Annotated in this window: 9 protein-coding genes; all 9 read left to right on the top strand. The window is 70.6% G+C overall.

Annotated features, from left to right (window positions below; genetic code table 11):
• Positions 1-1,726: 1,726 nt before the first annotated feature.
• The 9 genes from OG948_RS57500 (at position 1,727) to OG948_RS57460 (ending at position 14,640) form a co-directional block, all read left to right on the top strand.
• The gene (locus OG948_RS57500; protein ID WP_406300958.1) at positions 1,727-2,074 is read left to right on the top strand and encodes a hypothetical protein; all 348 of its coding nucleotides are present in this window, start codon (positions 1,727-1,729) and stop codon (positions 2,072-2,074) included.
• 786 nt (positions 2,075-2,860) lie between these two features.
• Positions 2,861-4,042, top strand: coding sequence for a tyrosine-type recombinase/integrase (locus OG948_RS57495; RefSeq protein ID WP_331773034.1), 1,182 nt, complete (start codon positions 2,861-2,863; stop codon positions 4,040-4,042).
• Positions 4,039-6,513, top strand: a complete 2,475-nt coding sequence (locus tag OG948_RS57490) for a site-specific integrase (protein WP_331773033.1) — start codon at positions 4,039-4,041, stop codon at positions 6,511-6,513. The genes OG948_RS57495 and OG948_RS57490 overlap by 4 nt, the downstream gene beginning before the upstream one ends.
• Positions 6,510-7,028: a DUF6262 family protein gene (locus OG948_RS57485; RefSeq protein ID WP_406300820.1), complete on the top strand. Its 519-nt coding sequence runs from the start codon at positions 6,510-6,512 to the stop codon at positions 7,026-7,028. Before OG948_RS57490 ends, OG948_RS57485 begins: the two co-directional genes overlap by 4 nt.
• Positions 7,025-7,171 carry a hypothetical protein gene (locus OG948_RS57480; RefSeq protein ID WP_331773031.1) on the top strand — a complete coding sequence of 49 codons (147 nt, stop codon included), beginning with the start codon at positions 7,025-7,027 and terminating at the stop codon, positions 7,169-7,171. The genes OG948_RS57485 and OG948_RS57480 overlap by 4 nt, the downstream gene beginning before the upstream one ends.
• Positions 7,172-7,588: 417 nt before the next feature.
• Positions 7,589-7,891 (top strand): CU044_2847 family protein, encoded by a 303-nt coding sequence (locus OG948_RS57475; RefSeq protein WP_406300819.1) that lies wholly within the window; start codon positions 7,589-7,591, stop codon positions 7,889-7,891.
• Positions 7,892-7,974: 83 nt separating this feature from the next.
• Entirely contained in the window at positions 7,975-12,177 is a 4,203-nt protein-coding gene (locus OG948_RS57470; RefSeq protein WP_331773029.1) for a trypsin-like peptidase domain-containing protein, read from the top strand.
• Between the two features lie 1,067 nt (positions 12,178-13,244).
• Complete coding sequence (locus OG948_RS57465; RefSeq protein WP_331773028.1) at positions 13,245-13,751, top strand: SigE family RNA polymerase sigma factor; 507 nt, start codon at positions 13,245-13,247, stop codon at positions 13,749-13,751.
• Between the two features lie 88 nt (positions 13,752-13,839).
• On the top strand, positions 13,840-14,640 hold the full coding sequence (locus tag OG948_RS57460) for a hypothetical protein (protein WP_331773027.1): 801 nt from the start codon (positions 13,840-13,842) through the stop codon (positions 14,638-14,640).
• The last annotated feature ends 351 nt before the right edge of the window (positions 14,641-14,991 follow it).

Genomic DNA, 14,991 nt, shown 5'->3' with positions numbered 1-14,991 from the left:
GCCGGCAAACAGACAGGCCCGCCGCGAGCATGGACGCGCCGCCGGCTGGGACAAGTGCCCGGCCGGCGGCGCGGCGCCCAGGCGCGCCGCAGCCACGCCGGCCGCCGGCGGACCTCACCCCGCGACGAGTGCGGGGGCACGGCACGTTTCATAGGTGACCGCTCAATGCCGCGAAGCCGGGGCTCGCAGACCATTGACCCGCGGCTTCCCGGTTTGGCGGTCGTTGATGTGGTGTGAGCGGGCGGGACGGGCAACAGGCTTTACCGGCAGCCGACTTCGATGCGGACCTGCCGCATCCGGATGAGCGCCGGCCGTGGTCGAGCCGGACGTGCGGGGTGATCCGATCGTGACGCAACACACTCGAAACCGGGCACAACCGCGACCAAGTCCCGCACCAGCCGAACACCTCGCTCCACGGCACCCCCTCCTCCGGGCCCTCAGAGTAGATCCACCAGCGTCGAGCCGGCCGCCGAGATGCCGGCCCAGCACGCGGCCCCGGACCCGCGCACGCCGATCCCGGCCGCGGCGGGAGCGTTCCGGGAGCGGGAGGGGCACCCGGTCGTGCCGCGCAAACACGTCAAGGCGGTGCGGGTCGACGACGTGGAGCATCCGCGCGTCGATGTCGCGCTGTTCGCGATCGGCGCCCCGCTTGGGGCACGGCGCTGCCGCAACGGGCCCCGAACCTGCGCTCGTTCACCTACCGCCGCATCCGCCTGGAGCCGTTGACCAACGGCGAGGCCCGCACGGTCGTCCCCGGCCTGCACCCGATCTGGGCCGACGCCACCGCCCCGCGCGATCACCGACCTCAACCACGACGTCGCGGGGGCCTTGCGGGGGTGGCGGCGGGTCACCGCGCACCGCCTCGCCACGTCGGGCGCCGATCGGACGTAACGCCCGGGGACGAGCCGGGCTCGTACCGGGCGTGTCGGTAGGGGCGTGTACGTTCGCGCGTGGCCGCCGGAGACCTTGCCTCCCCACTCGGGTCCGCCGGCCACATGTGCGCACCCCCTGGCCGGCGGACCGACCGGCGTCCCGGACACAGGCCCGCGCGGGGGTCGGGCCCCTCCGGGACGCCGCAACGGACACCATGATCATCACCTCGGCCCGCCGTTCGGCGTAGTGACGACGGTCGCAGAACCTGTGCGGTCACCGGGAGGCCGCCGACACCGGCGACTCCGACCCGCTGCGGCACTGCATCGCGATGCAGTGGATGGTGTCGCGGCGTGTGCGGGCGCGAGTGTCCTTGGCCGTGGAGCTGTCAGTGGCTTGGCTGTCGGTTGTCGGTGGGTTGGCCGTGAAAGTTGCGGCTGCGTCAAACGCTGAACCACGCGGTGAGTGGCAAGAACGCAGCCAACCTCGCTACCTACACCTGTGTGCGCACGTTACCGCCCCGCTCGCGTTGCACCGTACCGCGCTCGCAAAGTGCGCGGTCCTGACCGGCGCCGGCGGCGCCGCAGCCGCACGCAAGGCTCACCGCGCGTACGCGGACCGCATCGGCGCCGCGTCGCCTTCGTAGACACTCAGACGAGGTCGAGGCGACCGAGTTCGTGAGCCGTGGGCAGGAATTCGGCTGGGACCCCGAGGCCGCACAGGTTGATCGACTGAAGGGCGGGGTGTTATGAGCACGGCGTTGCCGGCTGCTGTGGCGGGCCTCCTCGGTCTCGTTGTGGGGAGGTTGTGGGATGTGCGGTCAGAGACATCACGCTGGCGCCGAGACCAGAAGGTGGTGAGCTATCAGCGCCTGGCCGAGGCATTCATCGTGCTCTACGAGGATGTGCGATCGATTGCGCTGGCGGCGCCTGGTACCCACGCCGCGACCGAAGCAGTTGACCGCGCACGACGAGACAAGACGTGGGACAACGCCCTCGTCGCGGTCTGGCTGCATGGGTCGGCTCCGGTTGCCTCGGCGGCCACCGTGATGGACCGCGTGGTCACCGAACCTTCTACGGAGTACAAGAGCGGCTGTTCTCCCTCGCGGACTGGGACCAGGCCCGACGGCCTGCCGAGGAAGCATTCAAGGGCTTTACGCCTCGCCCGGAGCGTACGCACCGCAGTCAGGGCCGGATACGTGTGACCACCCGTCCCACCGCCCGAGACGATCAACCGAAGAGCCCGGTCACGCGGAAGACGATCGACGAAGTCACTGATCACAGCAAGAACTCCCCATCCGGCAAAGCCGGGATTCACCCCCGCCGTAGTGCGTCCAGGATGCCTCACCCCACCGCCCCGGCACGCCGCTTACACCCGGCAGGGGTACCCGATCGGGCCGGTCGACGCCGGAAGTCGGACGAGGGCCCTGCCGGGCACGGCAGTTCGTCCGCTGCCCTCGGTCATCGGGCGCAGCACTGCGGACCACGGTCACTTTCGGTGCCTCGCCCGAGTCGAGTCGGGGTGCGGTCCCCGATGCCGGGCGTCCGGCGCCGAGGCGCCGGACCCGTCGCAAGTCAGCGTTTCATCAGGAGGTGAAGCGCCAGGAGCAGGGCGATTCCGACGGTCAACGGTGTGCCGAGTCCAAGGTGTTCGTGGGTGATGTACACCGTTGCGGCGAAGGCGCCGAGGAGGACGACGGTACGGACGTCGAGGGGGCCGTTGGGTTCCTCGGGGTGTTGTTCGGGGGCCGGGGGTGTTGTTCGCCTGGTTGGTCACCAGGCCCTCGCTTCCGTGCCGGCGGGTCGGTCGCGGGCAGGTGGGGGCCTGTCGGACGTGGGGTTATGCGGGTGTGGCGATGCCGACCGTCACCGTCACCTTCTCTGGGGGTTCCGAGTCCGTGGCGTGACGTCGCAGTGCGCCTTTTCGTTGGGCGTGCCGTGGCGGTTTTTTGGGGGTTGTGGCTCTGCGGTGGATCGATGCGGATCAACTCGTGGAGCAAGAGGTGGAGATGCGCGCATTCCCGGTACGGATGCCTTCGGGTACCGGCTACTGGACCGTGGTGGACGACGACCTGGTGGTCGTGCGGGAGGCGGATCGGTTCCTGCGGGAGCTGCGACTTGCCCGTGACCGGGCGGAGTCGACGACGAAGGCCCACGCGGGTGGGGTCGCGTTGTTCCTGCGTTGGTGCGCCGGCACGGGGCGGGACTGGCGGACCGCGGCCCGGGACATGGGGCTGTTCATCCTGTGGCTGAAGTGGATGCCGGGCGACGGGGAACGGGGTCGGGTGGTCGTTTCGGGCCCGGGCTCCGAGCCGGTGCGCGGCAACGCTCGCATCAACGCGGTGCTTGCGGCGGTGCGCGGGTTCCTGGTTCACGCCGTGGTGGAGAAGTCGGTGCCGGGCTGGGTTCTCGACGAGATCTACGAGGTGGGCGACAGTCGGGACCTGCCGTTCGAGGCGCAGGGTGAGGACGGCGGGTTGCGGTATCGGCTGAGTACTCGTCACCGGCTCCGGGAGGAGGAGAGCGGTGTCGACCGGGCCACGGACGAGGAGGTCGTGGCGATGTTCCTGGCCTGTCGTTCGGCCCGTGATCGGCTGATCGTGTTGCTGTTGGCCCGGGTGGGGCTGCGTCGGGGGCAGGTCGCGGGGTTGCGCCGGTGCGATCTGCATCTGTTGATGGACTCGCGGTCGTTGGGCTGTGCGGTCGAGGGCGCTCACGTTCACGTCGTGCGGCGGCAGAACGAGAACGGCGCGTGGTCGAAGTCCAGGAGGTCGCACGCGTTGCCGGTGGATTTCCTGGTGGTGCGGGCCTGTGACCAGTACGCGCTGGAGCGCCACGAGGTACTCGGGGCGGGCGGCAGCGACTTCGTCCTGGTCAACCTCGCCCGGCCGCCCTACGGTTCGCCCGTCACGCCGGAGGCGATCGGCGAGATCGTCCAGTCGTTGTCCGGGCGGGCCGGGCTCTCGCGGCGCGTGACCTCGCGGATGTGTCGGCACGCGATGGCCAGCAATGTCGCGGATGCGGGTGGTTCGCTGGACGAGGTGCAGGCCCTGCTCGGCCACGAGAACCCGGCCTCCGCGCGCCCCTACCTGCATCCGAAGGCGTCCCGGTTGCGGGACGCGGTCGAGCGTGTGTCCTCCCCGCGTGTCCGCGTCGAGGAGGGCCGGCGATGACCTCCCCGCTCGCCCTGCCGCGACCGGGCGAGGCCGAGGACATCGCCGCCGCGATGATGGCGGCGGTGGCCTTGGACTTTCGCACCCTCATGGGCTTCGACCCGACGGCGCGGGTTCTGGTCTTCCCGACCGGCGACCCGTTGCTCAGTGCCGACGCGTGCGCGGTCGACGGCTGTCACCAGCAAGTCTTCGACGGCGGGCACCCCAGGTTGTGCGGCGGGTGTTCGCGGCGCATGGAGCGGGAGGGCCTGGGCTTCGAGGAGTTCGTCGCGACGACCAAGCGGTACTGGAAGGGTGTCGGGGTCTCGCCGTGCCGGGTCCCCGACTGCGGTCGTCCGTGGAAGACCTCCCTCAAGCAGTTGTGCGCCGTGCACGACGGGCAGCGGGCGAAGGCACGGGTGCCGGTGGAGGAATTCATTCGCCGTCCGAACGTACGGCCGTTGCCGCGGTTCGGTCCCTGCCGGGTGGCCGCGTGCCACAGGGATCGCGACGGGCGGGGACCGTACTGCGCGGTGCACACCCAGCGCCGGGCCGCGGATCTGCGGCGGGGAGGGGAGGCGGACGAGGGGACGTGGGAGGCGACGGCCGCGTCGGTGGCCCAGTCCGGCGTGGTGAGCCTGCGCGGTCTGCCCGATCGGGTGGTCGCCGAGGTTCTGTACGGGATGCAGCAACGCGTCGCGGCGGGCCCCAAGCACAGGGACCACCACCTTCGTACGTTGTGTGACCTGGTCCGGGCCCGGCGGGTCGGCTCGCTGGCCGACCTGGACCTGGACTCCTTGGATACCGGGCACCGGCGGCTGGCGAAGGGACTGCTCAAACACGTGGGCCGGTTCCGGATGTCCCCGGAGACCGAGCGACACAAGGACGTCTGGGACGGCGTCGCGTTCGGCCTCAACGGCGAGGTCCGCTTCGACGCGATCGCCCAGGCGTGGCTGCGCCAGGCCACGAAGGACTGGGCCCTGGACAACGCGCCGCGGCGGCGGGGCAACAACCCCCGGGCCTCGATGCAGCAGCAGATCAACGCGGTGGCTCGCCTGTCCGAGAGTCTGCGTCTGCACCGCGACGACGACGGCGCGGATCCGCGGCTGCTGGGTCGTGCCGACGTGGTGACCTTCCTGTTGAGGCTGCGCCTCCTGGAGGAGCGGGGAGTGATCGCGGCGAGCCGTCGGGTGGAGGACGTGCGGGACGTGCGGCGTCTGCTGGCCCGGATGCGCACGCTCGGGCTGGCCCGTCCGGGCCGGGCCCTGCACGGCCTGCCCGGCGACTTCGACCTGCGCGAGGAGGACGTCCCCGACGATCCGCAGGACCGCGAGGCCGGGCGCGACCTGCCGGTGGAGGTGATGCGCCATCTGTGCGACCATCTCGACGCGTTGGCGGCGGGCGGTCCCCAGTTGCGCGTCGCGGTCGAGATGGTGATCGACACCGGTCGACGACCGGGCGAGATCTCCGGCCTGGCCTGGGCCTGCCTGGACCGGGACGGCGACGGGAAACCCGTCTTGGTCTACGACAACCACAAGGCGCTGCGGAACGGCCGGCGCCTGCCCGTGCCCGAGGCGACCGCCGTCGCGATCCTGGACCAGCAGCAACGCGTGCGCGATCGCTTCCCGCACACGCCGACCGCGGCCCTGAAGCTGTTTCCCTCCGCAGTCGCCAACCCCGACGGCACCCGGGCCGCCACCCACGGCTGGATCACCGCACGACACCGGATCTGGGTGGATTCCCTGCCCGAGATCCTCGTGCCCACCGTGGTCGACGTCGCCGGGGAACGCGTCACCAGGATGCTGCCCTTCGACAAGCGCAGGATCTTCCCGTACGCGTACCGGCACACCTACGCCCAGCGGCACGCCGACGCCGGCGTCGAGCCGGACGTGCTGAGGGAATTGATGGACCACCGCCAACTGAGCACCACCCTGCGCTACTACCGGGTCGGGCAGGACCGCCGCCGCGAGGCGGTCGACCGGGTCACCGCGATGCAGTTCGACCGCCACGGCCGGCGCGTGTGGCGCACGGCGAAGGCGCTGCTGGACTCCGAGCACACGCGCCGGGCGATGGGCGAGGTCTCGGTGCCCTACGGCCTGTGCACCGAACCCTCGAACGTCGCGGCGGGCGGACACGACTGCCCGGTTCGGTTCCGCTGCGTGGGCTGCGGACACTTCCGCAGCGACATCTCCTATCTGCCCGACCTGGAGGCGTACCTGGCCGACCTGTTGCGCAACCGCGAGCGGCTGGCCGCGTTCGCCCACGCCGACGGCTGGGCGGCAGCCGAGGCCATGCCCTCCGACGAGGAGATCACCCGCGTCCGGCGCCTGGTGGACCGCCTCAAGGAGGACCTGGACGAACTCACCGACGACGACCGCGCGCAAATCCGGGACGCGGTCGCGGTGGTCCGCCGCACCCGCCGGGTGGTCTCCCTCGGCCTGCCCCGCATCCCCCAGCCCCTCCCCGACATCCGCCCCGACAGGACCACGTGAACAACGCCATGATCGAAGGACGCCGGGCCGACTCCGCCCGGCGTCGCGAACGCGTCCTCAAAGCCCTCGACGCCGCCCTGCGCACGGGCGAGGACATCACCGTCTCGGCCCTCGCCCGCGCGGCGAAGGTGGACCGCGCCTTCCTCTACCGCCACCGCGACCTCCTCGCACGCGTCCACACCGCCGCGACCACCCCGCACACCGAAGGACACCGGACCGCGGTCGGCCGAGCGTCGCTGCAAGCCGACCTGGCCAACGCACTGGACCGCAACACCCGCCTGCAAGGCCAGATCCGACGGTTGGAGAAACGTCTGTCCGAGACGATGGGCGAGGCTCTCTGGTCGGACTCCGGACTCGGCGCCCCCGTCGACGTCGACCGACTCCAGCGACGGATCGCCACGCTCGAACGGGAACTCGCCGGGACACAAGCCGAACTCGGCGAACGCACCGACGAACTCGACGCGGCACGCGCCGCCAACCGGGAGCTGACGCGGGCCTTGAACCAGGGCCCGTGATCGGAACATCCGGCCTGCAGGCGGCGGGCGACTCCCCGCTCAAGGACGAGTACCTCATCAACGGGTCGTACCCGTTCGTACGGCCCGGCCTCGCCGACGGCCTGCGGTCGGTGCGCGATCCGAACGGCACCGGCGAGGAGTGATGCCGATCACGGACCCCGTAAGCCCAAAGAGCGTGGGCAGGCAGTAGTGGTGTCCGACGGCAGACGCTTGGTCTGCCGCCTTCGGTCGGGCTGCTGCGAACTGGTGGAAGTAGGGCGTCCCGGCCCCTTTGCGTCGCTACGATCGCGGGTGAACCTCCGCTCCGTCCGGCCGACCTCGCGGAGCGGCATCGTCGATTCGATATGGAGCACCATGTTCCTCGTTCCGGCACCGGACCGCTCTCGATGCCATGAGTCGTGCCGCCGCGACACGGGGCTGCGGGTACGTCGAGATCACCGGCCCCCTCGTCTTGTGGCGTGTGCACGCGCCGACGGTGGACAGACGCGATGAGCGAGCGTCAGTCCTCCCACATCGTCGAAGTGCCCTTGGGCACCGGCGGAGACGTCGTCCGAGTCCAGGTGAACGAGATCGACGAAAGCCTGGTGCGCGTCGGCCGGGGCGGCCGCACCGTGGGGCGGGCCGAGGAGACACTCAGCCAGATGCTCAGCGTCATCCGTCCCGTGGCGAACGCCTTCGTCACGCAGTGCCGACAGATGGCGTACCCGCCGGACGAGGCCACCCTGCAATTCGGCATGTCGCTGTCGGCCGACGCGAAGATCCTCATCGCCGGGTCGTCCGTCGCTGCGAACTTCTCCGTCGGCATGACCTGGCACAGGAATGACGGGCCGGTGTCTCCCGAGAGCGGTCCGCAAGGGAACTGACCGGGCATCGGGTCGCGTTCACGGGGAGGTCGGCGGTGGCAGGAGACGGCGAGGGCGACACTCGAGGACCGGAGTCGGTACTCGTGTCCGCAGTCGTGCGGATCAGGGGCCGGGACGGCACGATCGGCGGCGCCGGCTTCCTCGTCGCCCCGACCCTGGTCCTCACCTGCGCCCATGTGGTGTCCGACGTGCTCGACCTGCCCCGCGACACGCCAGTGGGGATCGGCGCCGAGGTCACCGTCGACCTGCCGCTGGCCGACGGCACGGGCGAAATCCCCACGGCCACGGCCGACGTACGGCAGTGGGTGCCCATCCGGGCGGACCAGAGCGGGGACGTGGCCCTGTTGCGATTACGCGACCCCCTCCCCGGCGCGCTCCCACTGCCGATGGCCGATGCCGAGAGCGTATGGGACCATCAGGCACGCGCCGTCGGCTTCACCGACGACCACCCCGACGGCATCTGGCACCAGGGAAGATTCCGCGGGCCCACCGGCCGCGGCTGGGTCCAACTCTCCCGCACCAACGGACAGGCCGTACACGTCAAACCCGGCTTCAGCGGAAGCCCCGTCTGGGACGACCACCTCGGCGCTGCGGTCGGCCTCATGGTGGCCGCCCAGCCGGCACGCGAGGCTCAGCAGGCGTTCGTCCTGCGCACCCGGGCACTGCTGCGAGAGATCCCCGAACTGGCCCCCGTACTGCGCCCGGCGGCTCCCTTCCGCGGACTCGCCACCTTCCGGGAGACCGACGCCGAGGTGTTCTTCGGCCGCACCGAGGATGTGGACGGGGTGGTCGACGCCCTGCGGGGCGGGCAGCCGAGTGTCACGGTCTACGGGCCCTCCGGATGTGGAAAGTCCTCGCTCGCGCTCGCCGGCGTGGTGCCCGCCATGCGACGAGCCGACCACGCGGTGCTGGTGGTCGACGCCGGCCGTGTCGGGTCCGCGCGGGCGGCGCTCGCGACGGAGTTGTTCGAGACGGCGAGGTCGGGTGGGCCCGGGCCCGCCGCCCGGGTGGACACCGCCGACCGGGTGGACGACTGGTTGCGCGAGTTGGGGCTCGTGGATGCCTTCCACCGGGCCACCGGGCGGTCGCCGGCAGGGCTGCTGGTCGTACTCGACCAGGCCGAAGCGCTGCTGAACGTCCCGGAGCCCGAGCTCGCCGAGATCCTCGCGCTGCTGTTCCCCATACACCCGCCGGCCGGCCTGCGGGTCCTGGTGACCCTGCGTGCCGACTTCATGGACTCCGCCCTGAGCCACCCGCTCCTGGGCCCCGCCCTCAAGCGCGGGGCGACGCTCCCGCTCACCCCCATGACCCGGGACCAACTGCACACCGTGATCACCGAACCGCTCGCCCGCGTTCCGGCCGTCGAGTACGACCCCGGGCTGGTCCGGCGCATCCTGGACGACGCAGGCAGCGAGCCCGGCATCCTGCCACTCCTGGGCTTCGTCCTGGAGCAACTGTGGGAACGACGGAACGCGGGCAGGATGCGGGCCGCGACCTACGAGGACATCGGCGGGGTGTCCGGCGCGCTGCGCCGCCACGCCGACCAGGCATGGCGCGAATGCGTCACACCCGCGGGCGAAGCGGAGGCGTGGAGGCTGTTGACCGGTCTGGTGCGGGTGCTGCCGGGCGGCGAGGCCCCGCTGCGGCGCGCCCTGACCCGCGAGGAGGCCGGGGAGAACGCCTGGCACCTCGCGCGGGCGCTGGCCGGCCACCGCCTGTTGGTCCTCTACGGCGGCGACGGCCAGCCCGAAAGCGCGGAACTGGCCCACGAGGCGCTGATCAGGGTATGGCCGACGCTGGCGGAACTGGCCCGGGCAGACGCCGACTTCATCGCCGCGCGGGCGGAGGTGCAACACGACCTGGAACGGTGGCGGCTCGCGGACCGCCCCGCCGACCTGCTGCCCGGCCCACTCCAACTCGCCGCACTGGAAGCCAGGCTGCGCGGGCGCGGCACGGAACTCGCCCGCGATCAAAGCGACTTCCTCGACCGTGCCCGCCGACGCCGACGGGCCCGACGGATCCGGGCTCACGTCGCGTGGATCACGGTCGCCCTGGTCCTCGCGCTGATCGCCGGTCTGGGCACCTTCCTCGCCCAGCAGTCACAGGTCAGCGCGCGACGACAGGTCGAGGGACGCTCGCGCACACTCGCGGTGCAATCGGACGAATTCACGAAGAGCAACCCCGGGCAGGCCGCCCTCGCCGCCCTCGCCGCGTACAAGACCGCACCGACCCAGGAAGCCCGCAACGCCCTGCTGCGGCGCTACGAAGAGCTGAGGGACGCGGCGTGGATCCTGTCCGGCGGTGAGGGGAAGATCCTGTCGACGGCCATGAGCACCGACGGCGCGGTGACGCTCGTGGTGACCAAGGAACGCCACGCGACCCTGTTCGTCCGCTCCGTCGAGGGCAGGGTCCGACAACAGCCGCTCCGCCTCGCCTACCCCGTCCTGTCCCCCGTGGTCAGCCGGGACGGACGACGGATCGCCTATGTCCGCGACCGGGACGGAGTGGTGATCTGGCACGACGTCACGCCCTTTGGGAAGCAACTGGTGGGGTCGGCGCACCCACTCCAGGGATCACTCCAAGAACCCTCCGTAGGTATCCGAATATCCGGTGGCATGAAGATCCTGGACTTCTCCCCGGACGCCCAACGACTGGCCGGGGTATCGGCGATGTCGACGACACTGCCGGCCCAGGTGTGGGACCTGGACACGGGACGGCAGCGGACACTGCCGACCGACGTCGCCCACTTCGGGGAGATGTGGTTCGGCCCCGACCGGAACACCTTGCTGGCCATCCACGAGACGGGTCAGGGAAGGACCGCGATGGTGACGATCGACATCGGCACCGCCACAATGCACGAACTGGCAGATGACATCAACAGTGCACATGTCGCAGTGTCCGGGGACGGCAGCCTGACCGTCGTCTGCAAGCAGAGCACCGACCTGTCCCAGGCGCACTACGAGGCCATCGGCGTAGTGGACGGACGAGTCCTGCGCCGCCACGAAACGGACCGACTTTGCGGCAACTTCGTCGTCGACGCGAAGGGCGAACACTTCGCGCTGGCCACCGATTCGCCTGACAAGTGGGACCTTGTCGAAACACGCGGTGACAGTCGGCCGCAGCCTTTCCTCAGTTCCTCGGGCCCCACGAGCACGGAGGCGTATCTGACGCTCCTCGGGACTCCGCGCGAGCCCGTCCTGGTCATCCAACACGCGAACTCGGTGACCGGGTGGAAGTTGGCGAACGCGGACGACAGCACTACTTACACCCCTCCGACGCTCCTCGGCGACGGCAGCACGATGGTGATGCGCGTGGGCCGCGACGGCGCGAGCCTGAGAGTCTCGGAGACCGAGCGCGAGCAACGCACCCTCGTCGAAGTCGCGAACGAAGCACGCATTCCCCCGGACAAGCGGCAGGAACTCGCGGTCAACCGAGCCCAGACTCTGGTGGCGGACGTGTCGGACCGCAACCGGATCACCGTCCGCGCCCTCCCCACGCTGCGCCGGGTGGCCGAGTTCACCACCGCGGAGCCCCCCACCGACCAGGACGGAAAGCCGGAGCTACTGGACTTTCTCTTCCTCGATGGGGATCGGCTCCTCACGGTCTCCGGCACGCACGTCGAGTACTGGGATGCCCGCGACGGCCACCCCCTCTCGTCGCCGATCGACCTTGAGAACCTTCGACTCACCACCGAGGACCGGCCGAACTACGTCGTCACACGCCGCCCCGAGCCGGGGTACGTGGTGGTCGTCGTGCAGGGCGAACCTGACATGCACACCATCGACTTGCGAACGGGCAAGGAGAACGAGGGCCTTCGTGTGCACCTCGTCGACGGCCTCACCGAGGCCTTCCCCTTGAGCGACCGTCGCCACGTGGCCGTGTTCACCAGGAGCGACATGGTGGAGCTGTGGTCGACCCGGCCCGGGAAGCCGGCGAAGAGGGAGGCGGGCCCATTCGGGCCGTTGAACCCGGACCTGGATCTGGTGGGCGACATCGGGAGCTCCGGGTTCTTCCTGGCCACCGGCAGTTCCGTGCGCTTTCTGAAGGCGGACGATCCTGGGTACCTACAAAGGTACGAATTCGCGGAGAACCAGCGCTTTTTGGCGGCCACCAAGGACGGCAAGGCAGTGCTCCTCAGCCCCGTGCCGGGAGGCGTCCTACGCCTGGTCCGCTTCGACCCGGCCCTGTGGAGGCGGCACCTGTGCACCGTCCTGGGACGTGGCCTCACCGACGACGAACGCGGCAGCCTCCCGGGCGACCTGCCGACCGAAATCTGTCCTCCGTGAATTCGCATTCGCTACGAAAGTGCTTCGCAGGTAGTCACTTTCGCCGGGGACGTCGAGGCTGTGCCGCTGGTCTCGGAAGTCTCACCCAATCCGGTGATGGCGCCACACCTGTTGCACTGGCTATCTTCATGCGGACCAGAGCCGAGCTGTATCAACCCTGAGGTACGTGCGCCAGGGCAACAGCTCGAACCCCCAGAGAAGTCACCAACCGCGCGACGGGCGCGGGTGGGGCGGTCGAGGTCGCGGCTCCCAGCAGCGGGGTGCGCGGGTACACGCGTACGCGGCATCGGGAACGATCGAGGCGGTCCCCGGTGCGCAGGCCGACGACGAGCCGGTGCAGGGGCGACGTCCGGGCGCGCGAGAGCTCGTGCGTCGACTCGGCCCAAGCCCAGGCGGCGGCCGACGTTCGCGACCAAGTCGACGCTGCGCGCGCCGAGTTCACGCAGCCGTCCGCGCCAGGTTCGCGCTCGGTGGGAAGTCGCAGTTCCCAGCAGCGCCTGCAGGCGGTCGAGCCAGCCCGTCCCCGGGAGCCGCTGGTCGTAGATGTCCTTCCACGCCTGTTGGACGACGTCGAGCGGCACCGCCGGAGCGGGGTCGTGCAGGAGGTCCCGGTAGAGGTCGCCGAGGGCCGCGATCCGGTCGGAGTTGTCCTGCGTGGCGCGCACCACACGAACGAAGACATCCTCCTGGGGTCGCCCCGCGACCCAGGCCCACGGCACACTGCCCGGAGCCGGAGCGGGGACGCGAAGGATGGGGTCGGCACCGAGCGTCCAGGGACCGGGCCCGCGAAGCACACGATGGTCGAAGTACGTTCCGGCCAGGGCGACATCGCGCGGACCGAAGGTCACGCCCATCCCGCCACCCCCTCCCCCGACAGTCGGCCCGCCGATCGAAAAGTGCCACACAAGCACCGCCGTCCCCGCCCGTGACCGCGTTCGAGGTGCCACACAAGCACCATCGTCTCGGCGTGTCCCTGGTTCCCATCCGGATGCGACGCAGCGTTCGACGGGCGTGGCTCCGTCCTTCTTTGTGACACCGGCAGATCTCACAGGAGGGCCGGAGCAGGAATGAGAACGAACGACGAGGCCGACTTCGACGCGTTCGTCGTCGCGCGCGGGGCGGCGTTACGCAGGACCGCGTACCTGCTGTGCGGTGACTGGCACGCCGCCGAGGATCTGGTGCAGACGACGTTGACCAGCGTCTACATACGCTGGAAACGCATTCGCGAGCCCGGTGCGCGGGGCGAGTACGCCCGCAAGGTCCTGATCCGGGCGTACATCGACACCACGCGCAAGAAGTCGAACGACGAGGCGCCGATCGCGAACTTCCCGGACATGCCCACGGTCCGCGACGGTGACCCGGACGTGCGCGTGGCGCTGATGGCCGCGCTCGCACAGGTGTCACCGGGCTACCGGGCGCTCTTGGTACTGCGGTTCTGGGAGGACCAGAGCATCGAGCAGACCGCCGCACTGGTGGGCCGGTCCCCGAGCGCGGTGCGCTCGGGGACCGCACGTGGCCTTGTCCGGCTGCGAGCCCTCCTCGGTGACGAACTCGCCGAACTGCCGCGTCCCTGACGCCGACATGAGACCGCGAACGCGTGACGCGTATTCCGAAGACCGCTCGAACAGGACCGATGTGCCGGCACGAGGAGATGACGAGCCCATGCTCACCGAAGCCGAACTGCGAGACGTTTTCAACCGTGCGCTGCCCGACCTGACGGACGAACCCCCGCTTCCCGATTTCCGTACCCCGGCCCGCAGTCGCGGACACGCCATCCGCCGCCGGCGCCGCGTGGTCACCGGTATCGGCGCGCTGGCCGTCGCCGGCCTCGTCACCGGGATCGTCATGCTCCCGGCGTGGCTGCACGAGCCCGCCGAGCGAACCGCAGGACCCGCGGCGGCGAGCCGTGTGACGCCCGGGCCCGTCGCCTCCGCGTCCGCGAGGGACTCCGAGCTCGCCGCGGTGGCGGACGCCGCCCAGGAACGACTGCGGGAGATCCTCGACCGCCGTCTCCCCGACGCGGTCGGAACCGTCGAAAACGACCGGGAGGACCTCGGTCCCTGGTACGTGTTGACGCTGCGGGACGGGCGCACGCTGCGGCTCGGCGCCGCCGATCAAGCGGTACGCCAGTTCTACGGCGAGCCCGGGCAACTCGGCCTGTGCGGCCTGCCGCCCGGCCTGCCGGGCGGCCCGGACGGCCCCGGCGACGCATGCGACCGGCGCACACTGCCCGACGGCACCAAGGCCGTCGCCGCTCGCCACACCGACCCGAGGAGCGGCATCACGTTCGTGTGGATCAGCATGCTGACTCCCGAGGGGAAGGCTCGATACCTGGTCTCCGAGGACATTCCCGCCCAGGGGCCCAATCGCGCCCAACCCCTCACCGCCGAAGAACTCTTCACCCTCGCCGGCAACCGGGAAGTCATCGAGGGTCTGAACGCCCTGATCCGCAACCAGGGCTGACACCACAACCGTTGACGCCCAGGCGAGGTCGCGACCCCGGGTCGCGGCCTCGCCGACCGTCCCGCTCGGATCCCCCACCTCCGGGTCCTCGGTGTTCTCGCGAACGCCCGTGCACCGTCGAGTCGTTCCCGGACCGCCCGAGGACGCCAAGATCGCCGTCGGACGTACGGGTCTCGTATGCCTCGATGCCTTGGGACCGGATCTCCGCCCGGCCAAGCGCCTCCTCGGCGCCCGGCCCTGGCTATGACGTCTTGAGTTGGCCCCGGCGGGACCGCCGGGGCCAACTCAAGACGTCATAGCCACCCGGCAGCGCGCCCGACCAACTCACGGTGCAACGCAGCGGCATTGCCC

Origin of the sequence: Embleya sp. NBC_00888 (assembly GCF_045207655.1) — a bacterium.
Lineage (GTDB): Bacteria > Actinomycetota > Actinomycetes > Streptomycetales > Streptomycetaceae > Embleya.
This window is presented reverse-complemented; position numbering and strand designations above follow the sequence as displayed.